Source organism: Shimia marina, assembly GCF_001458175.1.
Lineage (GTDB): Bacteria > Pseudomonadota > Alphaproteobacteria > Rhodobacterales > Rhodobacteraceae > Shimia > Shimia marina.
In genome coordinates this window covers 93,882-117,680 of the sequence record NZ_CYPW01000006.1, presented here as the reverse complement: position 1 = coordinate 117,680, position 23,799 = coordinate 93,882, and the positions used below count along the sequence as shown (strand labels likewise).

Annotated in this window: 25 protein-coding genes; 16 read left to right on the top strand and 9 right to left on the bottom strand. The window is 58.7% G+C overall.

Annotation, left to right across the window (positions count from 1 at the left end):
* Window position 1 precedes the first annotated feature (1 nt).
* Entirely contained in the window at window positions 2-319 is a 318-nt protein-coding gene (locus SHM7688_RS19930; protein ID WP_083498873.1) for an HNH endonuclease family protein, read from the bottom strand.
* A 98-nt stretch (window positions 320-417) separates the two neighbouring features.
* Between SHM7688_RS19930 and SHM7688_RS02470 the strand changes: the two genes are divergently transcribed.
* Complete coding sequence (locus tag SHM7688_RS02470) at window positions 418-1,737, top strand: mechanosensitive ion channel family protein (RefSeq protein ID WP_058238437.1); 1,320 nt, start codon at window positions 418-420, stop codon at window positions 1,735-1,737.
* The gene (locus SHM7688_RS02465; RefSeq protein WP_058238436.1) at window positions 1,734-2,897 is read left to right on the top strand and encodes a TIGR03862 family flavoprotein; all 1,164 of its coding nucleotides are present in this window, start codon (window positions 1,734-1,736) and stop codon (window positions 2,895-2,897) included. The genes SHM7688_RS02470 and SHM7688_RS02465 overlap by 4 nt, the downstream gene beginning before the upstream one ends.
* A 12-nt stretch (window positions 2,898-2,909) precedes the next feature.
* On the opposite strand, the gene SHM7688_RS02460 is transcribed toward SHM7688_RS02465, so the two are convergent.
* The 4 genes from SHM7688_RS02460 to leuS all read right to left on the bottom strand — a co-directional run bounded on the left by SHM7688_RS02460 (window position 2,910) and on the right by leuS (window position 7,783).
* On the bottom strand, window positions 2,910-3,500 hold the full coding sequence (locus SHM7688_RS02460; RefSeq protein WP_058238435.1) for a glutathione S-transferase family protein: 591 nt from the start codon (window positions 3,498-3,500) through the stop codon (window positions 2,910-2,912).
* A 191-nt stretch (window positions 3,501-3,691) separates the two neighbouring features.
* Window positions 3,692-4,723 carry a DNA polymerase III subunit delta gene (gene holA / locus SHM7688_RS02455; protein WP_058238434.1) on the bottom strand — a complete coding sequence of 344 codons (1,032 nt, stop codon included), beginning with the start codon at window positions 4,721-4,723 and terminating at the stop codon, window positions 3,692-3,694.
* Window positions 4,720-5,223 carry an LPS assembly lipoprotein LptE gene (gene lptE, locus SHM7688_RS02450; RefSeq protein ID WP_083498871.1) on the bottom strand — a complete coding sequence of 168 codons (504 nt, stop codon included), beginning with the start codon at window positions 5,221-5,223 and terminating at the stop codon, window positions 4,720-4,722. Before lptE ends, holA begins: the two co-directional genes overlap by 4 nt.
* Entirely contained in the window at window positions 5,210-7,783 is a 2,574-nt protein-coding gene (gene leuS / locus SHM7688_RS02445; protein ID WP_058238433.1) for a leucine--tRNA ligase, read from the bottom strand. Before leuS ends, lptE begins: the two co-directional genes overlap by 14 nt.
* Window positions 7,784-7,967: 184 nt before the next feature.
* Between leuS and SHM7688_RS02440 the strand changes: the two genes are divergently transcribed.
* Window positions 7,968-9,230, top strand: a complete 1,263-nt coding sequence (locus SHM7688_RS02440; RefSeq protein ID WP_058238432.1) for a glycosyltransferase family 4 protein — start codon at window positions 7,968-7,970, stop codon at window positions 9,228-9,230.
* Window positions 9,231-9,318: 88 nt separating this feature from the next.
* On the opposite strand, the gene SHM7688_RS02435 is transcribed toward SHM7688_RS02440, so the two are convergent.
* Entirely contained in the window at window positions 9,319-9,795 is a 477-nt protein-coding gene (locus tag SHM7688_RS02435) for a DUF3576 domain-containing protein (RefSeq protein ID WP_058238431.1), read from the bottom strand.
* A 284-nt stretch (window positions 9,796-10,079) separates the two neighbouring features.
* Here SHM7688_RS02435 and SHM7688_RS02430 point away from each other — a divergent pair, with 284 nt between their 5' ends.
* The 3 genes from SHM7688_RS02430 to SHM7688_RS02420 all read left to right on the top strand — a co-directional run bounded on the left by SHM7688_RS02430 (window position 10,080) and on the right by SHM7688_RS02420 (window position 12,334).
* Complete coding sequence (locus SHM7688_RS02430) at window positions 10,080-11,015, top strand: porin (protein ID WP_306341250.1); 936 nt, start codon at window positions 10,080-10,082, stop codon at window positions 11,013-11,015.
* Window positions 11,016-11,122: 107 nt separating this feature from the next.
* Window positions 11,123-11,773: a YggS family pyridoxal phosphate-dependent enzyme gene (locus SHM7688_RS02425; protein ID WP_058238429.1), complete on the top strand. Its 651-nt coding sequence runs from the start codon at window positions 11,123-11,125 to the stop codon at window positions 11,771-11,773.
* A 168-nt stretch (window positions 11,774-11,941) separates the two neighbouring features.
* Window positions 11,942-12,334: a YbhB/YbcL family Raf kinase inhibitor-like protein gene (locus tag SHM7688_RS02420; protein ID WP_058238428.1), complete on the top strand. Its 393-nt coding sequence runs from the start codon at window positions 11,942-11,944 to the stop codon at window positions 12,332-12,334.
* A 5-nt stretch (window positions 12,335-12,339) separates the two neighbouring features.
* On the opposite strand, the gene SHM7688_RS02415 is transcribed toward SHM7688_RS02420, so the two are convergent.
* Together SHM7688_RS02415 and ribA are read right to left on the bottom strand one after the other, a co-directional pair.
* The gene (locus SHM7688_RS02415; protein WP_058238427.1) at window positions 12,340-12,843 is read right to left on the bottom strand and encodes a L,D-transpeptidase family protein; all 504 of its coding nucleotides are present in this window, start codon (window positions 12,841-12,843) and stop codon (window positions 12,340-12,342) included.
* A complete protein-coding gene (gene ribA, locus SHM7688_RS02410) occupies window positions 12,840-13,934 on the bottom strand; it encodes a GTP cyclohydrolase II (protein ID WP_058238426.1) in 1,095 nt (364 codons plus the stop codon). The genes SHM7688_RS02415 and ribA overlap by 4 nt, the downstream gene beginning before the upstream one ends.
* A 174-nt stretch (window positions 13,935-14,108) precedes the next feature.
* Between ribA and SHM7688_RS02405 the strand changes: the two genes are divergently transcribed.
* The 5 genes from SHM7688_RS02405 to SHM7688_RS02385 all read left to right on the top strand — a co-directional run bounded on the left by SHM7688_RS02405 (window position 14,109) and on the right by SHM7688_RS02385 (window position 17,917).
* Window positions 14,109-14,795 (top strand): response regulator transcription factor, encoded by a 687-nt coding sequence (locus tag SHM7688_RS02405; RefSeq protein WP_058238425.1) that lies wholly within the window; start codon window positions 14,109-14,111, stop codon window positions 14,793-14,795.
* 328 nt (window positions 14,796-15,123) lie between these two features.
* The gene (locus SHM7688_RS02400; protein ID WP_058238424.1) at window positions 15,124-15,912 is read left to right on the top strand and encodes an exodeoxyribonuclease III; all 789 of its coding nucleotides are present in this window, start codon (window positions 15,124-15,126) and stop codon (window positions 15,910-15,912) included.
* Between the two features lie 177 nt (window positions 15,913-16,089).
* Window positions 16,090-17,016, top strand: a complete 927-nt coding sequence (locus SHM7688_RS02395) for a thioredoxin family protein (RefSeq protein ID WP_058238423.1) — start codon at window positions 16,090-16,092, stop codon at window positions 17,014-17,016.
* Window positions 17,017-17,069: 53 nt separating this feature from the next.
* Entirely contained in the window at window positions 17,070-17,714 is a 645-nt protein-coding gene (locus tag SHM7688_RS02390) for an LON peptidase substrate-binding domain-containing protein (RefSeq protein WP_058238422.1), read from the top strand.
* The gene (locus SHM7688_RS02385) at window positions 17,711-17,917 is read left to right on the top strand and encodes a Trm112 family protein (protein ID WP_058238421.1); all 207 of its coding nucleotides are present in this window, start codon (window positions 17,711-17,713) and stop codon (window positions 17,915-17,917) included. The genes SHM7688_RS02390 and SHM7688_RS02385 overlap by 4 nt, the downstream gene beginning before the upstream one ends.
* A 130-nt stretch (window positions 17,918-18,047) precedes the next feature.
* Here the strand turns inward: SHM7688_RS02385 and SHM7688_RS02380 are convergent, their stop codons facing one another.
* Window positions 18,048-19,262, bottom strand: a complete 1,215-nt coding sequence (locus SHM7688_RS02380; protein WP_058238420.1) for a UbiH/UbiF/VisC/COQ6 family ubiquinone biosynthesis hydroxylase — start codon at window positions 19,260-19,262, stop codon at window positions 18,048-18,050.
* An 83-nt stretch (window positions 19,263-19,345) separates the two neighbouring features.
* Here SHM7688_RS02380 and SHM7688_RS02375 point away from each other — a divergent pair, with 83 nt between their 5' ends.
* The 5 genes from SHM7688_RS02375 (at window position 19,346) to SHM7688_RS02355 (ending at window position 23,794) form a co-directional block, all read left to right on the top strand.
* Window positions 19,346-20,674: an amidase gene (locus SHM7688_RS02375; protein ID WP_144432468.1), complete on the top strand. Its 1,329-nt coding sequence runs from the start codon at window positions 19,346-19,348 to the stop codon at window positions 20,672-20,674.
* 89 nt (window positions 20,675-20,763) lie between these two features.
* Complete coding sequence (locus SHM7688_RS02370) at window positions 20,764-21,876, top strand: THUMP domain-containing class I SAM-dependent RNA methyltransferase (RefSeq protein WP_058238419.1); 1,113 nt, start codon at window positions 20,764-20,766, stop codon at window positions 21,874-21,876.
* 337 nt (window positions 21,877-22,213) lie between these two features.
* Window positions 22,214-22,786 (top strand): helix-turn-helix domain-containing protein, encoded by a 573-nt coding sequence (locus SHM7688_RS02365; RefSeq protein ID WP_058238955.1) that lies wholly within the window; start codon window positions 22,214-22,216, stop codon window positions 22,784-22,786.
* Between the two features lie 10 nt (window positions 22,787-22,796).
* Complete coding sequence (locus SHM7688_RS02360) at window positions 22,797-23,168, top strand: GFA family protein (RefSeq protein ID WP_083498869.1); 372 nt, start codon at window positions 22,797-22,799, stop codon at window positions 23,166-23,168.
* Between the two features lie 2 nt (window positions 23,169-23,170).
* Window positions 23,171-23,794: a LysE family translocator gene (locus SHM7688_RS02355; protein ID WP_083498941.1), complete on the top strand. Its 624-nt coding sequence runs from the start codon at window positions 23,171-23,173 to the stop codon at window positions 23,792-23,794.
* Window positions 23,795-23,799 lie beyond the last annotated feature (5 nt).

Below are 23,799 nucleotides of genomic sequence, written 5' to 3'. Positions count from 1 at the left end.
CTTAGCGCTTGCGTCGGGTCCCCGGTGTTTTGGAATGAAACGCCGGAGGGCGCTTTGCCACCCACTTGATGAACTTGGCCAGTCTGGGGTGGGCACGCAAGGTCTCTACGGTGTTGAAATGCTGTGCGAGTTCCGTCTCACTCAGCGTGGCATGAATTTCGTTGTGACAGATCTGGTGCAACAGGACTGTTGGCCCGCCTTTGCCGCCGCGCAGGCGGGGGATCAGGTGGTGACGTGACTGGCGGGCCTCCGGTGGAATGGGGCGGTGACACAGCGGGCAGAGCGGATTTCCCTCTGCCCTGGATGCGCCATCTTGCATGGTTTTCCCCCTCCCGGAAGCGCGATTTTGATTGAGTTGGCTGTGTCTGCGTTGCAAGAGGATACGACACCACATCAAGACTGCAAGCGGACGGCACCATGGACCCCAACACATTTCTGGATGATGCACTGGTGCAGGGCGAACGCCTATGGGGTCTTGCTGCTGGCTGGCTGCTCAGCCCGGCGGCGTGGTCACAGTTTGCTCTGCTGATCATCGCGTATTTTGCTGCCGTCTATACCAGTCGTAAATTGCGCCCGCTTCTGGATCGGCTGCTGACACCGCCTGCGGCACAGGACAGTTATGTCGCCCGAATGCGCCGTTTTGTGGCGCTGTTTCTGCCACTGCTGCTGCCGCTGCTGGCCTATGTGTTTACCGGTGTTGGCGAAAGCGTCACGCGCTCTATTTTCGGGTCCGGGGCCGTGATCGCCTTCGGCAAGCGCCTGTTCCTGTTCCTTGCGGTGCGCATTCTGGTGAAAGAGATCATTTCTGATCCCATCATGAAGGTGCTGGGCCGCTATATCCTTGTACCCGTGGCCGCGCTCTATGCCTTTGGTTTGCTCGAAGCGGTGATGGATTATCTGGATGCCACCGTTGTGCCCTTGGGCAACCTGTCGTTTTCGGTACTCTTTGCCATCCGCTTTGTGTTGGTGGCCGGAGCGATTTTCTGGCTTGGGCGCTGGTCCAATGATCAGTCCAGCCAGTTCATCAAGAAACAGGAAGACATGCGCCCCGCCATGCGCGAGCTGATCGCAAAGACGCTTGAAATCGGCATTTTTGGCATCGCCTTCCTGCTGGTGATGAACATCATGGGCATCTCGCTCACCTCTCTGGCGGTGCTGACCGGTGTGATTGGTGTGGGGCTCGGCTTTGGCCTGCAAAAAATTGCCTCCAACTTCATCTCAGGTGTGATCCTGCTTTTGGAAGGGCAGGCCACTGTGGGCGACTATGTGGAGCTGGACGGCGGTGAGGCGGGCACCATCATCAAGATGACTGCGCGCGCCACGATTCTGGAAACTTACGATGGCCGCTGGATTGTGGTGCCCAATGAGGATTTCATCACAACCCGCGTCGTCAACTATTCCGACAGCGGCTCAGCCAACCGCTATGAGGCCCCCTTTTCTGTCAGCTACGACACTGACATCAACAAGGTCCCCGATATCATCGAGGCCGCCGTGGCCAAACATCCGGGTGTGCTCACCACCCCGTTTCCGCCTGATTGTGAATTGCGCCGCTTTGGGGAAAGTGGCGTGGAGTTTGCCGTGGAATTCTGGGTCGAAGGCATCGATGACGGCAAAAATAAATTCACGTCTGATGTGCTTTTCCTGATCTGGAACGCGTTGAAAGCCGAAGGCATCACCATTCCCTACCCGCATCGTGTGGTGGAGCTGAAAACGCCCCTGCCTGAGCAGCCCGCATGAGGGATGCGCTGGTCATAGGCGCAGGTCCCGCAGGGCTGATGGCCGCAGATGTCTTGTCTGCCAAAGGGGCCAGCGTGGTCATTGCTGAGGCCAAACCCTCGGTGGCGCGCAAGTTTCTGATGGCGGGGAAGTCTGGCCTCAATCTGACCAAAGATGCCCCCTTTGAGCCGTTCCTTGCGCAGTATGCGGAGGCCGCCCCACATCTCGCCCCCATGCTGCAGGCCTTTGGCCCGCAGGACACCATCACATGGGGGCAAGGTCTGGGGCAGGAGATGTTCACTGGATCTTCCGGGCGTGTCTTTCCCAAAGTCATGAAGGCTTCCCCGCTTTTGCGTGCCTGGCTGCAGCGCTTATCCACACAGGGTGTGGAGCTCCGAACGCGCTGGCGCTGGACAGGCGGGGCTTTTCAATTTGAGACGCCGGATGGGCCGCAACATCTTGCGCCCAAGGTCTGCGTCTTGGCCTGCGGTGGTGCAAGTTGGGCGCGTCTGGGTTCAGATGGCGCCTGGGCGGATTGGCTCGACGTGCCCGTGGTGCCGTTTCAACCGGCCAATATGGGGTTTGTTGTGGATTGGTCCCCGCATATGACGCGTCACTTTGGCACGCCGATCAAAAACGTAACCCTAAGCGCGGGCAATCAGACCGTGCGCGCGGAATTTGTCGTCTCGGAGAGGGGGCTGGAGGGCGGCGGCATCTATGCGGTCTCCCGTGCCATGCGCGAAGGTCATGGGCTGACGCTGGATCTGCTGCCGGATGTGCCCTTGGAAGAGCTGCGTCGCCGTCTTGCGCGCCCACGTGGCAAAATGAGCCGCGCCAATTTTTTGCGCAAAACCTTGAAGCTGAGCCCGCAGAAACAGGCGCTTCTTATGGAGTTCGCAGCCCCGCTGCCAGAGGATATTGCCCCCCTGCTGAAGGCCTTGCCTGTGACACATCTGGGGCCACGCCCCATGGACGAAGCGATCAGCACCGCTGGGGGCATCCCTTTTGCGGCGATGACACCGGGGCTGATGCTGCGCGGCCAGCCGGGGGTGTTTGCCGCTGGCGAAATGCTGGATTGGGAAGCACCCACAGGGGGCTATCTGCTGACCGGATGTCTGGCCACCGGACGCTGGGCAGGTCAGCATGCAGCCCAGTGGCTCTCAGATCATCGCGGGTCTTGAGAGGCAGATAGGTCAGCCCTTCTTGGGCGCAAGACGTTGAAAAGCGTCTCTGGCGCGGGTGATCTTGATATAGGGCACCAACTCCGTGTTGTCGCTGTCAAAGCTGATAAACCGCGCCCAGGCGGCGCAATGGGTCAAGAGGATATCAGGAAGGGTGAACCGCTCTCCCATCAGATAGGGGCCCTTGCGCCGGGACATGACGTTGTGAATGCCGCGATTATACTCCCAGATCAGCGTGTCTTTCAGCGCCGGGACACGCAGCTCTTGCGGTAGCACAAATGTATGGCGATTTGCGCTCCAGAGTGGGGCTTCGACCTCATCCAGTATTTGCTGGGTGAAACTGTCCTGTTCTGCGCGCTCCAACGTGCCGGGGGCAAAGCTGAGCGCACCGTGTTTGTCCGCCAGATAGGTCATGATCGCAACGCTATCGGTGATCGTCTGTTCCCCCTCCAGCAGAATCGGCACTTTGCCGGTGGGATTCAGCGCACGCGCTTTTTCGGATTGCGGCATGTCCGCGTGCAGTTTGTAGGGCTGTCCCAGTTCTTCCAAGGCCCATAACACGCGAAACGCGCGGGTGGCGGGGTTTCCGATGATTTCATACATGATGCGCTCTTTGATGCGGGGGTAAGGGGGCTTTGGCCAAGCCTGCCTGCAGTTGAGACGATAAACAACAGATCCGTGCAGGTCATGACGCGCCGTCGCAGGGCTCCCGCCAAGGGCTCCCGCGCCTCTGTAGGGCAGCAAGCTGCCACACAGAACCTTGGGCCCGGCTCAGCAAAGCTGAGCCTGAGGGGCTAGCCGCCGCGTCGCGCCAGCATGGCCAGCCGCAGAAACAACCGCTCCACCAGCGCCATTTCCGGCGCGCGCTGCCCGGCAGAGCGTAGTTGCAGATCTGTATCCGTCAGCCCGCTCAGGGCCTGCTCCAGCTTGACCGCCCCCCAGCCAGAGGCCTGCCGCACCATCCGGTCGCGCCTTGGGCCAAAAATCGGCGGGCGCATGCGTGCAATGCCGGCAGAGGCCCCGCCGGGATCCGCCGCCGCCGCATAGAGCGCGCGGAAATGGCGGGTCGCCGAGATCAGCAGCAGCACCGGGTTGACCCCCTGTGCCTCAAGTTTGCGCAAGACTGGCCCCAGCTCCTGCGCGCGCCCTTCTGCTACAATGTTGAGCACATCATCCAGCGCAGCCTCGGTGGAGGCCGGCGCACAGGCGGCCACATCCCCAGAGGTCACCGGCAGATCATCTTTGAATTTGTAGAGTGCCAGCTTTTCACAGGTTTGACGGAAATCGCCCGGATCCAGTTCGCGCGCCAGATTGGCAAGGTCGGTCATGGCCTCATGCTCAATCTCTTTCAGACCGGCGGCCTTCAGATCCGCTTCGATTTCTTCGCGGCTGGGCGGATCATTGTAGATCCCCACGGCATAGGCATTGTTGTGGGTTTCAAAGGCTTTGCGAATCTTGGAGCTGGCCTTGAGCTGTCCGGCGGTGACCACAATCTGCGCATCTCCAGGAGCCCAATCCTCCAGCGCGGCGAGCACCGCAGGGGCGGCCGTGTCATTGGTGTCTTCCACAAAGGCGACACGCGGCCCGGGAAAGAAACTCACTTCTTTGATGGCATCGTGCAGTCGGGCTTTGTCTTTGCGCAGCTCAGCGCCGGGAATGCGGGTCAGGCGCATTTCCTCTTCGCCCTGTGGTCCGATCAGGGCCGCAATCAGCTCCTGACGTTTAAGGGCCACCCGCATGGCATCTGGCCCATAGATCAACATGCCAGTGCGATCTGCTTCCGGATGGCCAAAGTAGCGATTGGCGTCTCGCGCGCTCAGTTTCATGACGCCCGGGCGACCTCTGCCGCCTGCAGCTCTACCACGATGCGATCTGCGAGAATCACCATCAACCGCTCATAAGCGTCCTGTTGGGCTGCCAGCTCAGACACAGTGCTGCCACTGGCGGAATAGCTGGTGAAGCTGGAGACTTTGCCGGAACTGCGCACCTCTTTGGTGTCAAGATCGCGCAGCGCATAGGTCGCCGAGCCGATCACATCAAAGCGGTTGGTCACCTGCGCAACCGTTCTCCCAATGCTGCGCTCGTTCAGCTGCAGAGCCAGCGAGAGGCCGTAGTCTGCGCCCGCTGTGGGCCGTCCCAGACGATCTTCGAGTTCACGCACCAGAAGAAAGCTCTCGCGGGCCTTGGGCTCATCGACCAAAACCTTGTTGAGCAGACCGCTGGCCGCGCCATTGGGGCCATAGACAGGCTCAAAGCCGCAGCCACTCAGGGGAACCCCGAGGGCCGCAGCAGACAAGAGAAACAAGCGGCGGTTATACGACGACATTCACGATCCGACCGGGGACAACAATCAGTTTCTTGGGCTGGGCCCCATCCAGCGCACGCTGAACAGCTTCGTGGGCCAGCGCCAGTTTTTCAACCTCTTCTTTCGCGAGGTCTTTGGCCACGGTGATTTCGCCACGGCGTTTGCCGTTGATCTGGATCGGCAGGGTCACATTGGCCTCAACCAGCATCGCCTCATCCGCCACAGGCCAGGCGGCGTCCACAATCATGCCTTCGCCCCCGAGCATCCGCCAGATGTCTTCTGCTAGGTGTGGTGTCATTGGTGACATCAACTGTGCCAGCGCCTTGGTGGCTTCGCGTTTTGCATCGCCACCGGCTTTGGATTTCGCCAATGTGTTGGTGAAACCGTAAAGCTTCGCAATCGAGGCGTTGAAGCCAAAGCTCTCCACACCCAGCGTCACATCACGGATCGCCTTGTGCATCTCGCGCAGCAGGGCCTCATCGTCCTTGCCCGCGCCCGCAGGCAGCGCCGCAACCTCGGTGGCAATGCGGTGCACGCGGCTCAGGTGCTTATAGGCCGCTTCCGCGCCGGAGGCTGTCCATTCTACATCGCGCTCGGGCGGGCTGTCAGAGAGCACAAACCAGCGCGCGGTATCGGCGCCAAAGGACGTGATGATGTCCACCGGATCCACCACGTTGTTTTTGGATTTGGACATCTTGGCAGAGGGGATCACCTCCACCGCCTCGCCGGTCTCTTTCACAAATGTGCCACCGTCGCGCTCTTCCACTTCGGCAGGGTAGTGGTAGATCGTGCGGCCATTGTCATCGGTGCGCACGGCGTTCTTATAGATCGCATGGGTCACCATGCCTTGAGTGAAGAGCGCATCAAACGGCTCTTTGGCGCTTTCGGGCAGGTGGCCACAGATGTGCATCGCACGCGCAAAGAAGCGCGAATAAAGCAGGTGCAGAATCGCATGCTCAATGCCGCCGATATACTGATCGACGTTCATCCAATAGGCCGCATCCTCCATGGAGGTCGGCGTCTCCGCCTGAGGTGCGGTGAAGCGTGCAAAATACCACGAACTGTCCACAAAGGTGTCCATGGTGTCTGTTTCCCGCTGCGCAGGCGCGCCACAGTTCGGGCAGCTGCAGCTGCGCCAGCTTGGGTGACGGTCCAGCGGATTGCCCGGCACAGAGAAATCAATCGCCTTGCCGTCTTCATCATAAGGCAGGGCAATTGGCAGGTTCTCTTTCTTTTCGGGCACCACACCACAGCTTTCGCAATGCACAACCGGGATCGGGCAACCCCAATAGCGCTGACGGGACAGGCCCCAGTCGCGCAGACGGAAGTTGGTCACACCTTTGCCCCAACCCGCGTCTTCGGCAAAATCGATGGTGGTGTCGATGGCCTCTTGGCCGGTGGCCTCGTCTAGACCGGCAAAATGGTTCACCCATTTCACCTTTTCCTCCTTGCCGGGCACAAAGGCGGTGTTTTCCACCGGCACCTCATTGCCAAGCGCAAAGAAGGTGTCTGTGACGGGCAGATCATATTTGCGGCAGAAATCCAAATCGCGCTGGTCATGCGCCGGGCAGGCAAAAATCGCGCCGGTGCCGTAATCCATCAGAATGAAGTTCGCGATCCAGACCGGCAGCTCCCACTCCGGGTTCAGCGGATGTTTCACCTTGATACCCGTGTCAAAGCCAAGCTTTTCGCCGGTTTCAATCGCTTCTTCGGTGGTGCCGCCCTTACGGCACTCCGCCACAAAAGCTGCAACCTCGGGGTTTGAGGCTTCCAGCTCTTTGGCAATCGGGTGATCTGGCGAGATGCCAACAAAAGACGCGCCCATCAGCGTGTCGGGGCGGGTGGTGTAAACGGTGATCGCCTCGCCGCCATCCACACGCTCAAAGCCGAATTCAAGCCCGCGCGACTTGCCGATCCAGTTCTCCTGCATCAGACGCACTTTGGCAGGCCAGTTCTCCAGCCCGTCGAGCGCGGTCAGCAGCTCATCGGAATAGTCGGAAATCTTGAAGAACCACTGAGTCAGCTCGCGCCGCTCCACCAGCGCACCAGAGCGCCAGCCACGGCCGTTTTCCACCTGCTCATTGGCCAGAACGGTCATGTCGACCGGATCCCAGTTCACCACAGCGTTCTTACGGTAGACGAGACCTTTCTCAAGGAAATCCAAGAACAGCGCCTGCTGCTGGCCGTAATAATCCTCATCACAGGTGGCAAACATGCGCGACCAATCCAGCGACAGGCCCAGCGGCTTCATCTGCTCGACCATCGTGTCGATGTTGGCATAGGTCCAGTCTTTGGGGTGGCCACCACTCGCCATCGCCGCGTTTTCCGCAGGCATGCCAAAGGCGTCAAAGCCCATCGGGTGCAACACATTGTGCCCGGTGGAGATTTTGTAGCGCGCGATCACATCCCCCATGGTGTAGTTGCGCACATGCCCCATATGCAGCTTGCCCGACGGGTAGGGGAACATCTCAAGCACATAGTACTTGGGTTTGCTGGTGTCCCGAACGGCCTTGAAGGTTTCGGTCTTGGCCCAGGCATCCTGCCAGCGGGCTTCAATCTCTGCGGGGCTATAGCGCGACATGCTCTGGCACCTTTTTGTTGCTGGTCTCGGCCACCCAATGCGTGGCGCAGTTTGCGCAAGGTGATAGGCCGACAGGCCCCCGTGGTCCAGTGAGAAGCGTCTCAATTTGACCTATGCACCGGCTTAACACGGCCAATTTCTGCGCTATACAGATCAAAAGAGCAGTTTTTACAGGTGCATTGGCGTGAAGATCCTATTCATACACCAGAATTTCCCCGGTCAGTTCAAACATCTTGCCCCCGCTTTGGTCGCGCGTGGCCATGATGTGCGCTCCATCACGCTGCGCGTCAAAGAGGCTGGTGACTGGAAAGGGGTGAAGCTCTACCCATATGCGATCAAGCGCAAGCCGGCGCAGGGGCTGCATCCTTGGCTGGTGGATTTTGAGACCAAGATGCTGCGGGCCGAATCCTGTTATGCGGCGGCGCGTCAGCTGCGTGATCAAGAAGGTTACACGCCAGATGTGATTGTCGCGCATCCGGGCTGGGGGGAGTCGATGTTCCTGCGCGATCTCTGGCCAACGGCGCGCATCGGCCTTTATGCGGAACTTTACTACACGCTCAATGACACGGATACCGGTTTTGATCCGGAGTTTCCCAAGCCCAACGCAGATACCGAATCCATCCGGCTGCGCCTGAAGAACATCAACAATATGATGCACCGGCAGAGCGCGGATCTGGCGATCAGCCCGACCCGCTTTCAGGCGGAGACGTTTCCCGATGATTATCAAGACATCATCAGCGTGATTCACGATGGTATCGATACCGCGCAGGTCGCGCCCAATGCAGACGCCAACCTGACACTGCCTGACGGTACGATTCTTACACGTGAGGATGAAGTCATCACATTTGTTAATCGCAATCTGGAGCCCTATCGCGGCTATCATGTGTTCATGCGCGCGCTGCCGGATTTGTTAAAGGCGCGGCCCAATGCACGTGTGCTCATGGTCGGCGGCGATGACGTGAGCTATGGCGCGCCGCCGCCACAGGGCAAAACCTGGAAACAGATATACATCGACGAAGTGCGCGGCAAAATCCCGACCCCCAACTGGGAGCGTGTGCATTTCCTCGGCAAAGTGCCGTATGATCAGTTCCTCTCAATGCTACAGATCAGTCGCGCTCACGTCTATCTGACCTATCCCTTCGTGCTCAGCTGGTCCCTGCTTGAAGCCATGGCCATTGGCGCGCCCATCATCGCCAGCGATACCGCCCCGGTAAAAGAGGTGATCACGCATGGCGAAACCGGCCGCCTGTTTCCCTTCTTTGATGGCGCGCGCATGGTTGAGGAAATCTGCACCGTGCTTGAGTCACCAAAGATGCGTGAAGACATGGCCACCGCCTCCCGTAACTTTGCGGTCACGCATTATGATCTGGAAACCGTGTGTTTGCCCAAACAACTCGAATGGATTGACCGGCTGTTTGACATGGCACCGGGGGCCCTGCGCAGTTAGGTCCACGGTCTCCAGCATGCAGAGACAGCGCAAAAGAAAAGCCGCGACATTTCTGGCGCGGCTGAAGCAAAGTCAAAACCTGTTTAGATCAGAATTTGCGATCTTCAATCCGCAACTGACGCGCGCGTGTCATAATGGCGTCTTCCACAGCGCGGGCTGTGCTCTCCGGAACAGCCCGTCCGCCATTTGATTGCAGCGCCACATTCAAAGAGCGCGCATCAAGCGCCGTGTCACGGATGTAAATCGTCGCGCGATAAGACCGCCCGCCACCCGGTGGTGTGCCATATCCGGTTGAGATCACCCCGCTGAAAGGATCCACAGTCTGAACCGGTAGGAAATCGAGAACTTCAAGAGAGGCCGCCCAAAGATATTTGTTCACCCGCACCGTTTCATCAGACTTGTCGGGGGCAAAGGCGTCCCAGATGGTCTCTCTTTCCTGGCTGAATTCGGTTGTGCGGCCATCCACGAGCAACCCGGTCGGGTTCTTATCGCGGTTTCCGCAGGCCGTGAGCGTAAGCGCAGCCAAGAGAGCGGCCAGCATGACAGGGCGACGTAGAAGTTCCATAAAACTGCCTCAAGACGTGGTTTGTAACCGTCCTAGCCAAGCCGGGCCTGTTGAGCAAGGCCCTTGCAAACCTGCGTGATCAAAGGTGAACGCGGCCTGCCGTGCAATAAGGGGGCATTATGTGCAGCGGATCGGCAGTAATCTGACGCCGAAATCAAACTGTGGCATGTCTGCACCATGTCTGGGTCACTTTCTCTTAAAGCTTTTCGCTGCGCTTGCCAAAACACCCCCAAAAGAGCGAGAGACTACGGCATACCCAATTTCGGATTCTCCGGATTGGGCGCATGAATTGGAAATCCGAGGGAAAAATCATGAAAAAGATTCTCATCGCGACAACTGCACTGGCGGCAACTGCTTCCATGGCTGCAGCTGAAGTAAACTTCGGCGGTTACGCCCGCTTCGGCCTGCTGTACAACGAAGGTGCTGCAGAAGAAACACGCATCGAACAGCGTTTCCGTCTGAACATCTCCGCATCCACCGAAACCGATGGTGGCGTGGAGTTCGGCGGTCGTATCCGTATCGAAACCGAAGACAACGCTGACGGCACTGCACGTGGCGAAGGCCCAGGTTCCGCAGAATTCAACGTAAGCACCGGCGGTTTCCGTCTGGACGTTGGTAACACCTCCGACGCTCTGGATTCCGGCGACGTAGTTGACTTCTACGGCTACGGTCTGGGTCTGACTGCATTCCTGGAGCACGACGCATCTTTCGACTCCGGCTTCACCGCAGACGGCTTTGGTGCACATGACGGCAACGCACAGCAGCGTGTGAAAGCACGTTACAACATCGAAAACTTCACTGTGAACGCATCTTACGCTCCAGAAGTGGACGGCGGCGCTGATGAAGTTGCTCAGATCGGTCTGGGCTACGCCATCGGCGACCACAATGTTGGTGTGGTATACGGCGACAACCAAACCACCGAGAATGACTTCTGGGTCGTCGGCGTAAACGGTTCCTTCGCTGATTTCTCCTACTCCGTGATCGTGGGTGAAGGCGAAGATGACTCCGCAGACACTTCCTGGGGTCTGTCCGGTGCATATGCTGTTTCCGCAGCGACCGAGATCCGCGCACTCGTAACCGGTGGTGGTCTTGCTGACAACGAAGCATACGGTATCGGCTTCCGTCACTCCCTGGGCGGCGGCGTGTCCCTGCGCGGTGGTGTTGGTCAAGACACAGCTGAAGACACCGTTGGTGATCTGGGTGTGATCTTCAGCTTCTAATAGCTGAAAGACATCATGTCTTTTGGGGCGGGCTCGCAAGAGCCTGCCCCTTTCTTTTTGTGCAAATCCATGGTTTCTGCGGGACAGTTCCAAAAGAAGGTCTGCACATGTCGCTCTCCGAGATTCAAAGCCACATCGCCAAAGCAGAAGTCGCCGCCGGTCGCCCTGCCGGGGCCACGCAGTTGATCGCCGTCAGCAAACGCCAACCAGATGATCGTGTTCTGGAGGTTCTGGAGCAGGGGCAACAGCTTTTTGGGGAAAATCAGGTACAGGAAGCTGCGGGGAAATGGCCCGCGTTTCGCGCACGCTATCCTGAGGCCAAGGTCCACCTCCTAGGACCACTCCAAACTAACAAAGCCCGACAAGCCATGGGCCTGTTTGACGCCATTCATTCGCTGGATCGCCCAAAGCTTGCCAACACGCTGGCCCGTCTGGCACAGGAAGAGGGCCATTGCCCCGATCTCTTTGTGCAAGTGAACACCGGCGAAGAAGAGCAGAAATCCGGCATCTTGCCTGCAGACGCCGATGCTTTTGTGGCGGAGTGCCGCGCGCTTGATCTGCCAATTGTGGGGCTGATGTGCATCCCCCCTGTTGATGAAGAGCCCAGCCTGCATTTTGCATTGCTGGCCAAAATCGCCGCACGTAATGGGCTGGAAGGTATCTCCATGGGAATGAGTGGCGATTATGAGCGTGCCGTGGCTCTGGGCGCGACCCATGTGCGCGTCGGCTCCGCCATCTTTGGCGCGCGCGCCAGCTAGCGCTATATCGTAGAAGATAAAACTTATGAAGAACCAGCTCTTGAGGGAGTGAGGCAAGCTATCTTTGCTGCGCCTAAACGCCCTTTTCGGGCACAGATGAGCGACATATGTTCAATGAGTCCGTTGGATTATGATGTCATTACATACGATTCTGTCTTGGAGATTTAGATGCGCTTTGTTTCGATGATTGCTTGTATGCTGTGCTTTGCGGCTCCCGTTTCTGCTGAGTTCCGGCTCGCATTCAAAGGTTGGGGGGATATCCCCTCGTGCACGTCCGGTCGCCCCAACGTCGTCGGAAACCCGGAATTTTCCCTCACAGGTGTGCCATCAGGCACTACGACTATTCAGTTCAAGATCAAAGATCTGGATGTTCCCAATTACAATCATGGCGGCAGCAAGAAGTTAAAGATCAACACGGATGGCCAGGTCGCTGCAGGGACATTTAAATATAAAAGCCCTTGTCCTCCGAATGGGGCGCATACCTATCAATGGACTGCCACGGCACGCAAAGGTGGTAAGATTTTGGCTCGGGCCACAGCTGCACGTAAATATCCAGAGTAACGCGCTTAAGCGACAATCAGCCGTGTGCCCGGAGCGGCACGTGCGGCGAGCCAAAGCAGGTCTTGCCGCGCGAAAGCGATGCAGCCCTCTGTCGGGTAGCCGCGTCGACGCCATTGATGCAGAAAAATGGCAGATCCAGCGCCGGGCTGTGCCTTTGGCCAATTCCAGTCGGTCAGCAGGATCAGATCATAAAGCGGATCTGCGCGGCGCAGCTTTTCATGGCTGGGCGCATAGGGCGCTGTGACCCATTGATTATAGTCGGCATCCGCACTGTCATCAGACCATAGATCATCTTTGCCAATGGGCAGGGCCCATGGCGCAGGCTGTGCCATGCGATCAGCCCGATAAAGCGTGCCAACGATGTGATGCACCCCATAAGGTGTGGCGCCATCCCCTTCACGTTTGTCATGGCTGAGACCGCCCTTGCCAATGCTACAGGGCAGGCAGCGCCCGCCGAAGCGCAGGCCGCGCGGTGTCAGCACAAGGTCACAAGGCGTTGCGGCACTCATAGCATATGGCCGGATTTGCGGGCCTTTGTTGCCAGATAGGCCTGATTGTGGGCGTTTTCCCCAACTTTCAGGGCAACCCGTTCAGACACGGAAACCCCCGCGTTTTCCATCATGTCAATCTTGCGCGGATTGTTGGTCAGCAGGCGCACCTGCGAGAATCCCATTTCCTGAAGGATTTTGGCACCGATGCGGAAATCCCGCTCATCATCCTCAAAGCCCAGCCGGTGATTGGCCTCCACCGTGTCAAAGCCCTGATCCTGAAGCGCATAGGCGCGCATTTTATTGGCCAGTCCGATGCCCCGTCCTTCCTGATTGAGGTAGAGCAGGATGCCTTCGCCCTCTGTGCCCATCTGCCCCAAAGCCGCATCTAGTTGCGGGCCGCAGTCACATTTCAGGCTGCCCAGCACATCCCCGGTGAAACAGGCGGAATGCAGACGTGTCAGCACCGGCACATCGCGCGACGGGCGGCCGATTTCGATCGCGTAATGTTCCGCGCCGCCATCTTCGGGGCGGAAGATATGCAGGCGACCGGCATCCGCCGCCGCCATGGGCAGGCGGGCATGCACCACGGAATGCAGCGGGCTTGTGGCGCTCAGATGCGGCGTAGCCAGCTCTGCAGGAATAACGGTCAACCCATGTTCCAGCGCAAATACGGCTGCGTCCGTGGGGGTGGCTGTGACCGCAGCGGGCAGCAATTGCGCAGACTTCACAATCTGCGTGGCCATACGGTGCAGGCGCGCATCGCCATCACGTTCCGTGTGCAGAGGACCTTTCATCGGGTTGCGCAGATCATCCTCGGGGGCGGCAATGCTATGGATCCAGCGCAGCCCGGCGTCGCCTGGAAGACGCACACGGGCGACATCGCCATCATAGGCCCGCGCCTTCAGCGTTTCCGCCCGCCGCCCGGTGATCACCAGAATCGGCGTGTCCTGTTGCTGGCGCAGCGCGCTCAACCGGTTCTGCGTGAGGGTCTCCACGGCCAGCACCAAAAGCGGTGCCATACCCTCTGCGGTCAGCACAATTGGCACCCCCATGCGCAGATCGGCACGGGCGCGGGCAAGACGTTCAAGGATATCTGGCGCAAAACTCATGAGATTTTAGTCGATCCTCAACCATTGGGCTGCTCACATGTAGCCTCGATTGCAGCAATATGAAACATTTGACCATGCTGAAACACGAGGGCGTGAGACTTTTGCAGCAAATCTTGTCGCAGACGCGAGACCACCTCAAATGGATGACAAGCAACCAAGACGCGGAGAGGACGAATGGCACAATTGAAGAAAATCTTGCTGGTAGATGACGACGAAGACCTGCGTGAGGCTTTGTCTGAACAATTGGTCATGACCGAAGACTTCGACGTCTTTGAGGCGGGCAACGGCTCTGAGGCCATGGCACGGGTCAAAGAGGGGCTCTACGACATCATCATCCTTGATGTGGGCCTACCAGACACGGATGGCCGCGAGCTGTGCCGATTGATGCGCAAACAGGGGGTGAAGAGCCCGATCCTGATGCTGACTGGGCATGACAGCGACGCAGACACAATTCTGGGCCTGGATTCAGGCGCAAATGACTATGTCACCAAGCCGTTTAAGTTCCCGGTTCTGCTGGCGCGGATTCGTGCTCAGCTGCGCCAGCATGAGCAATCTGAAGACGCAGTATTTCAGCTTGGGCCATATACGTTCAAACCCTCGATGAAACTTCTGACCACGGAAGATGATCGCAAGATCCGCCTAACGGAGAAAGAGACCAACATTCTGAAGTTCCTCTATCGCGCCACGGAAGGTGTTGTGGCGCGCGATGTACTGCTCCACGAGGTCTGGGGGTATAACGCGGGCGTAACCACCCATACGCTGGAGACGCATATCTACCGCCTGCGGCAGAAAATTGAGCCTGATCCCTCCAATGCGCGTCTGCTGATCACCGAAAGTGGCGGCTACCGGTTGGTGGCATGATTTCGCCGATCTGTCGCAGAAACACTTCTGAAACAGATTGTGGATAAGAAATGTGATAAGGCTGTGTGATTGAAAGTCTTTCAGACACACACCATTTGCAAAGATCTAAGTGTTCCCGTGCATGTCCGGGTTATGACATGAACCTCCCTGTTGGACTGGCCCGGGCTTCGGCTCGGGCCTTTTTTCATGCGCTTTCATGTCCGCCTCAGTTCTGGCGTTGCTGCTCAAGCTGCCTCTTTGGCCAAATCGCGGGTTTTCGCATTGGCAGGGGCGGGCCCCAAAGGTAGGGTCGCTCCCAGACCAATTTGGGCCAAATCGGGAGCGTCTCATGTCCTTCACCCTCGCCACCTGGAATATCAACTCCGTGCGTTTGCGTGAGCCGATTGTACAACAGCTCATGCAGGAAGAAGCCCCGGATGTTCTGTGCCTGCAGGAATGTAAAAGCCCTGTGGATAAGATCCCAACCGAGGGGTTTGCTGCGCTTGGCTATACCCACATGGTGGCGCGCGGTCAGAAGGGCTACAACGGTGTCGCGATTTTCTCCAAAATCCCGATGGTCGAAGCGGGCAGTGAAGATTTTGCCGATCTCGGCCATGCCCGCCATATCGCAGGCACATTGGAAAATGGCGTGACCATTCACAATTTCTATGTGCCCGCCGGGGGAGATGTGCCGGATCGCGAGAAAAACGAAAAATTCGGTCAGAAACTCGACTACCTTGCCGATATGCGGGATTTCTTCCGCCGCGAGGCGCTCACGAAATCCATCATGGTGGGAGATCTCAATATTGCGCCACGCGAAGATGACGTCTGGGATCACAAGAAACTTCTGAAAGTGGTGAGCCACACGCCGATTGAAGTGGAGAAACTGGCCGAAACGCAGGATGCAGGCAACTGGGTGGATATCACCCGTCAGGACATTCCCGAAGGCAATCTCTACAGCTGGTGGTCTTATCGCGCCCGCGATTGGGACGCGGCGGACAAAGGGCGTCGGCTTGATCATATCTGGGCCACCTCTGATATTTCCAATGCGGGCCATTCCAGCCGGGTGCTGCGCGCGGCGCGGGGCTGGGAGAAACCGTCAGATCACGCCCCTGTTTTTGCCAGTTTCGATCTCTGAGCAGAGAAAACAAACGCTCCCGCCCCCAAAGACCCCATCAAAGATGCGGCTTTGCGGTTGGGCCCGGCGCCGCGCGATGCGCGGCGCGGTGGCGTATCACGCAGGCGCTGTGCGATACCCCTTGGTTTCTGAGCCCGGCCCCGCCATATAGAGGGCAACGTCCAGACGGAGACCAAAATGATGGATATTCTTGGCCAAGGTGCCGCAACCGCGTCGGCAGCAGATGATGTGATCAAAGACGTGTCAGAGGCCACTTTCATGGCTGATGTTGTGGATGCTTCCATGACCGTACCGGTGATTGTGGATTTCTGGGCCCCCTGGTGTGGCCCCTGCAAAACCCTGGGCCCGGCGCTTGAGGCGGCGGTGACCGCTGCTGGCGGTGCCGTGAAAATGGCCAAGGTCAATGTTGATGAAAACCAGATGATTGCCGGCCAGATGCGTGTCCAGTCCATTCCGACGGTCTATGCCTTCTGGCAGGGGCAGCCAGTGGATGGCTTCCAGGGCGCGCTGCCGCCAAGTGAAATCGAGGCTTTTGTGGCCCGTGTGGTGGAAGCCGGTGGCGGCGCCATGCCCGATGGTGGGCTCGCCGATGCGCTGATTGCTGCGGAAGAGATGCTGGCGGAAGGAGATGCGGCCTCCGCTGTTGAGACTTTTGCCGCCATCGCAGAGCAGGATCCAGAGAATGCCGAAGCCTTTGGCGGGCTGGCACGCTCTTATCTGGCGTTGGCGCAGGTGGATCAGGCCGAAGCGGTGATCAATGGCGTGCCGGAGGCGATTTCGGCAGCCGCAGAGATCGAGGCCGTGCGTGCGCAGATTGAGCTGGCGCGTCAGGCGGAAAACGCCGGGCCGGTGGCCGAGCTGCGCGCCGCCGTTGAGGCAGACCCTGACAATCATCAGGCGCGTCTTGATTTGGCGCAGGCCCTGCATGGGGCGGATCAGCTCGAAGAGGCGGTCAATGAACTGTTGGAGCTGTTCCGTCGCGATCGCGAATGGAACGAGGGCGCGGCCAAGACCCAGCTGTTCACCATCTTTGAGGCCCTCAAGCCCAATGATCCGGTGGTGCTCAATGGGCGGCGCAAGCTCAGCTCTATGATCTTTGCCTGATTGGGGCCTGATCTGGCTTTGCCCGACATGGAAAGCAGAGTAGGCTGGTGGCCATGATCAAAGCTGCTGATTTGCCGGAGACCCTTTCGGTGTTTCCTTTGCCCGGGGCGCTCTTGCTGCCCCGTGCGCGCCTGCCTCTGCATATTTTTGAGCCGCGCTATCTGGCGATGCTGGATGACGCGCTCAAGACACCGGAGCGATTGATCGGCATGGTGGCGCCCAATGAGGTGCCCGGCCGCGAAGGGCCGGGGCTGCATGTGATTGGCTGCGCGGGGCGGATCACGCAGTTTTCTGAAACCGATGACAACCGCTATCTGATCACCTTGTCCGGCGTGTCGCGCTTTCGCATCCTGAGCGAAGTGGAGGGGTTTACCCCCTACCGGCGCTGTCATGTGAGCTGGGACGGGTTTGACCGGGATCTGGGGCGCGGCGAAAAAGACAGCGCCTTTCAGCGTCCGGCATTTATGGATCTGCTGCGCCGCTACTTTGAACAGCTGGAGCTCTCCACCGATTGGGAGACGCTGAAAGAAGCGGATGATGAGCTGTTGATCAATTCGCTGTCGATGCTGCTGGACTTTACCGCCGAAGACAAGCAAGCCCTGCTGGAGGCCCCGTCGCTCAGCACGCGTCGGGAGACCTTGGTTACATTGCTGGAATTTGCGCTGCGCGGCGGCACAGGAGAGGATTTGATTCAATGACGCAAGCCACACCAGAAACGGGCGCAGCGGGCCCGGTGTTTGATCGGCGCATGTTGGAAGCGCTGATCTGTCCTCAGACCCGCGGGCGTCTGGAGTATGACGCTGCGGCGCAAGAGCTGATTTCACGCGCGGCCAATCTGGCCTTTCCAATCCGCGCCGGGATCCCTGTGATGCTGATTGACGAGGCACGCAGTCTGGACTGACCTCTGGTTTTGGAAACCGAAGGGGAGGGGCCAGCCCCTTTTGGCCTGTCGGCCAATTCACGCTGGGATATTTTCAGTCAAATGAAGCGGAGGTGCGCGCCGTGAAAGCGTCGGCGCGCGTGCTCTAGCGCTATTTCATCAACTGCGGCAATTCCCCGTTGAGGCCAGCCGCTTCGCGCATGAAGCCCCGGCGCAGGGCCGGCATGCTGCCCACCAGTCCCATGCCCAGATCGCGCGCGGCGCGCAGCAGAGGGTTGTCGTTGGAAAAGAGCTTGTTTGTCAGGTCTGTCGCCGCCACCAGCGTGGCCGTGTCAAAGCGCCGCCACTCCTGATAGCGCCCGAGCACCAGAGGGGAGGCAATGTCTTCACCACGTTGCCGCGCATTCTGTAGCACCTGCGTGAGGGCGGCAACATCGCGCAGCCCGGCGTTCAGCCCCTGACCGGCAATTGGGTGCATGCCATGGGCGGCATCCCCCACCAGAGCCACGCGCTCCGCGACAAAATCATTGGCTACCGAGAGGCTCAGCGGATAGGTGAAGCGGTTGCCCGCGAGAGTGATCTCGCCAAGAAAATCCCCGAAGCGTGGCCGCAGCACAGCCATGTAATCCTCATCAGAAAGCGCCTGAATGGCCGCCGCTGTATCGTCTCTTTCTGACCAGACAATCGAACACATATTGCCGGGCAGCGGCAGGATGGCCAGCGGACCCGGAGGCATGAAAAACTGATGGGCAATGCCATTGTGGGGATGTTCATGCGCAATCGCGCAGACCAGAGCAGTTTGCCCATAGCCCCAGCCTGTACGTGAAATGCCAGCCCGTTTGGCCACGCCACTCTGGCGCCCGTCACAGCCCACCAAAAGCCGTGCGCGGCAGGTGTCGCCGGTGCTTAATGTGGTTGTGACACCGCCGGCATCGATGGACTGATCACGTACTTCAGTGCCTGAGATCAATGTGATGTTGGGCGCGTCTTCCATCGCAGACAAAAAGGCGCGGTACAAAAAACGATCTTCAAGCATGAAGCCCATCGGGCCTTCTTCGATTTCACGATGATCAAAATGCAGGAAAAACGGCGCTGGCCCTTCGCCTGCGCGCCCATCAGAGACTTTGATCTCCCGCATGGGTTCGGCATGTTCGGCCACGCTCTCCCAGATGCCGATATTGTCCAGCAGCCGTTTGGAAGCCAGCGCAAGCGCATAGCCACGCCCGTCGAAGTTGCCTGCGGCGCGGGCAGGGGCGGGGCGGGCATCCACCACGGTCACGGAAAAGCCGGAATGTGCCAGTGCCAAGGCCAGAGCAGGCCCGTTGAGCCCGCCGCCTGCAATCAGAATATCGGTGTCATAGGTCATGGCGCCAATATGGGGTGTGCTTCGGGATTGTCCATGCGCGATTGCGCCGCTACCGTCTGGCGAAAGTAAAAGCGGAGACCAAGATGCTGAATTGGCAGGAAATGAGCGCGGCGGCGCTGGGGCGGGGCATCGAGCGTGGGGAAATTGATCCCGTGGCGCTGACGCAGGCCTATCTGGGGGCGATTGAGAGCCACGACGCCAAAGATCGTATCTATTCGGCGGTCACCAAAGAGCGTGCCCTTGCAGAGGCGCAGGCGGCAGCAGAGCGTGCCCGAGCGGATCAGCGCCTGTCGTTGTTGGATGGGGTGCCGATCAGCTGGAAAGACCTGTTTGACAGCGCGCATGTGGCCACTGAAGCGGGCTCAGAACTTTTGAAGGGGCGTGTGCCCACTCAGGATGCAGAGGTGCTGGCCAATGCAACCGCGCTGGGGCTGGTCTGTCTGGGCAAGACTCACATGAGCGAGCTGGCGTTTTCCGGGTTGGGGCTAAACCCAATCACGGCCACGCCGCCCTGTGTCAATGACCCGGATGCCGTGCCGGGAGGGTCTTCGTCGGGCGCCGGCGCCTCGGTGGCCTTCGGCCTTGCGGCCGCAGGGATTGGCTCTGACACCGGCGGGTCCGTGCGCATCCCGGCCGCGTGGAATGACCTTGTAGGTTTGAAAACCACCGCGGGGCGCATCTCCACCAAAGGTGTGGTGCCGCTGTGCCGCAGTTTTGATACGGTCGGTCCGCTGACCCGAACGGTGGAAGACGCGGCGCTGTTTCTGGCGGTTCTGGAAGGGGGGCGCCCGGTGGATTTGCGCGGCGCGTCTCTCAAGGGGGCGCGGTTTGCGGTGCTGGAAACAATGGCGCTGGATCAGGTGCGTGAAGCGCCCATGGCGGCATTTGAGCGTGCGTTGCACCGTTTGCAGGATGCGGGGGCCACGCTGGAGTTTCTGCGCGCGGATGAGGTGGTGGAGGCAATGGACCTCGCCGGGCCGCTTTACACGGTCGAAGCTTATGGAGAATGGGAGGCCACGATTGAGGCCGCGCCTGACAAAATGTTTGATCAGATTCTGGAGCGTTTCCGCGCAGGTGCAGGCGTCACGGGCCCGCAGTTTACACAGGCCTGGACCAAATTGCACGCGCTGCGCGCAACCTGGGAGGCTCGGATTGCGGGCTATGATGCGGTGCTGATGCCCACAACCCCAATCCTGCCGCCCAATCTGGAGCGTTTGATGACGGATCAGGAGTATTACGTCACCGAAAACCTTCTGGGTTTGCGCAACACGCGTATTGGCAACCTCATGGGCAGCGCCGCCATTACCCTGCCCACCGGGGTGCCCTCCTGTGGGTTGATGATGTTGGGGCAGGCAGGCAGTGAAGAACGCCTGTTGCGTCTGGCTGCAGCGGCAGAGTTTCTTCTGCCTTGACCTGATTTGATCTGCCCAGTGCACATGCCAGCCACCCGGGTCTGCGATTGTCTCTCGCCGCTGCCGCTTAGACAGTTTAAAGAGCCCGCATGGAACACAGCGCAAAAAAGTTTGAGATCTTCGTGGTCACCGCGCCGGGGCTGGAAAAGCCTCTGGCCGCTGAAATGACAGAGGCGGGCTTCAAAAAGCCTAAGATGATGCCCGGCGGCGTGCGCTTTCGCGGCAATTGGCAGGATGTCTGGCGTGCCAACCTGAGCCTGCGGGGCGCGGTGCGTGTGTTGGCGCGGGTCGACAGTTTTCAGGCCATGCATCTCGATCAACTGGAACGTCTGATCGCCGATATGCCATGGAGGGGTTATCTGCGCACGGATGTGCCGCTGAAGGTGGATGTGACCACCCAGAAATCCAAGATCTACCACGCAGGCGCAGCCAAGGAGCGCATTGAGCGTGGTCTGGCAACCGCTGTCGGCGCGCCTATCTCTTCAGAGGCTGACGTGGTGGTGAAGGCGCGGATCGACAACAACATGATGACGCTGTCGCTCGACACCTCGGGAGAAAGCCTGCACAAGCGGGGCCACAAATCCGCCGTCGCCAAGGCCCCCATGCGCGAAAACATGGCCGCCATGTTCCTGCGCCAGCTTGGTTTTGATGGCAGTCAACCGGTTTATGATCCCATGTGTGGCTCCGGCACCTTTGTGATCGAAGCGGCCGAGATCGCCGCAGGGCTTTTGCCGGGCCGCTCCCGCAGTTTTGCCTTTCAGCAGTTCGCCAATTTTGATGCCGCCGCGTTTGATGCGCTGCGCGCTGCGGAGGCAACAGCTCCCAGCACGCTTTATTATGGTTCTGACAAAGACGCCGGTGCGATTCGCATGGCAGGTGAAAACGCCAGCCGCGCAGGGGTGGCGGACTGGGCAAGCTTCAACCAGAAAAGCGCAGGCGACATCACTCCGCCCTCTGACGTACCGGGCATCGTGGTGGTTAATCCACCGTACGGCGCGCGGATTGGTGACAAAAAGGGGTTGTTTGCGCTCTATGCAAGTTTTGGCAAAGCGCTCTCGCAGCATTTCTCCGGCTGGACCGTGGGGATTGTCACCACTGACACGGGGCTCGCCCGCGCCACGGGCTTGCCGCTGGAAGCCCCCTTTGCCACCGTGGCGCATGGCGGGCTGAAGGTGCAGCTTTACACCTGTGAGGTGCCCTAGGCTCAGGTCCACTGAGCGCGCAGGCGGGGACATGTTCTGGCTTTCTGCTGGCAGCAAGAGCCGGAACACGCCCGCCAACTTGCGGAGGAGTTGCGTGGGTATTGAACTGTGAAATCCGCGCAACGCCCGTTGTATTAACATTTTTTCCGGCCGAAATTTCACACCGACGCGATACAGCCGCAATACAGACGCGATACCGACGTCGCATTTCATGGTTAACGCAGCTTTTGGCTTGCGCAACACAGGTGAAGACCGTGTGAAAAAGTGCTTTGAAATTTCACCAACCTGAGGCAACGTGAAATTTCAGGAAAAAATTTCACGACAGGAATCACGCTTTATGCTGCACGACGTGCTCCAGAACCCTCAGACGCTTGGCGCGGATCTGCGCGCTCTGCGTAAGGCGCGCGGGTTGACGTTGACAGATATGGCTGAAGCACTGGAACGTTCTGTCGGGTGGTTGAGCCAAGTGGAACGCGACAAATCAGAGCCCACGATTTCTGATTTGCGCCGGATCGCCAAAGTGTTGGAAGTGCCCATGTCGATGCTGTTTGGGCATTCTGCGGCGCCGGAGGATGAGCAGGGGTACATCGTGCGCGCAGGCGCCCGCCGCCAGATCGGTGCGAGCGAAGGGGGATTGATTGAAGAGCTGCTGTCTCCAGATCTCACAGATGATTTTGAGGTCGTGCATTCTACCTTCGCGCCCGGCGCAACCATCCAGGAAATCACCACGCGACCAACACAAGAGGTCGCTTATATTGTGTCGGGGCGATTGGATCTGCGGATTGGAGAGCAGGCGTTTTCTGTAGGACCAGGTGACAGCTTTCGTATTCGCGGAGAGGCGCATCATTGGGCCAACCCTTATGATGAACCTTGTGTGGCAATCTGGGTGATTGCCCCGCCGGTTTATTGAGGAGATGGACATGCTTGAAGGATCATGTCTCTGCGGAGATATTACATTTCAAACGTCGGCAGCACCTCAAGGAGCTTCGATGTGCCATTGCACTCAATGCCGCAAGCAATCTGGTGGAATATGGGCCTCTGCCTATGTTGAAGATCATGCGCTTCATATCTCAGGGGCTGTTCACTGGTTTGAAGCCAGCCCAGTGGCCAAGCGCGGGATATGTGCCACATGTGGCTCATTCCTTTTTTGGAAAGCCCATGATGAGTCCACCACGAGCTTTGCATTAGGTGCTTTGGATGGTCCTACGGGCCTCATGATCGAAAAGCACATCTTCGTAGCGAACAAAGGTGATTATTACGACATCGCCGACAGTTTGCCGCAGAAGGACTGATGATGTTCGAGACTTTTATGCAGATGGACAGCGTCACGCTCTGGGCTTTTATGGCTGCATCATTGGTGATGTACCTCACGCCTGGTGCGGACATGATGTTCACGATCGCCAGTGGTATTTCCGGAGGTCCTAAAGCAGGATTCGCGGCGACTGTGGGCGTAACGCTTGGACTTGTGGTTCACATAACCTTGGCAGCTGCAGGGCTGGCTGTTTTGGTCGCCGCGTCGCCCACAGCGCTTATGGTGATCCGATATGCAGGGGCAGCCTATCTTGCTGTGCTTGCTTATCAAGCTTGGACAGCCAAACCGATGTCAGAGAATGCTGAGGGGCGTTCCGACGTGCTGCGTGCGGTTCGACGGGGGTTTCTCACCAATATGCTCAACCCCAAAATTATTCTGTTTATCCTGGCCTTCTTGCCACAATTCACCACCCCGGAGGTCGGCCCGATTTGGCAGCAGATTGCCATATTGGGAGCGATGTTTGCTTCCGGCGGATTTGTGGTGGTTTCAGTGATCGGCATTTCAGCCGGTGTCGTTGGCGCAAAGCTGGCACAGGCCACGGGTATTCTCAACAAAATCGCTGCTACGCTCTTTGGGGGACTGGCAGCCAAACTTGTACTCGACTGAGGGAG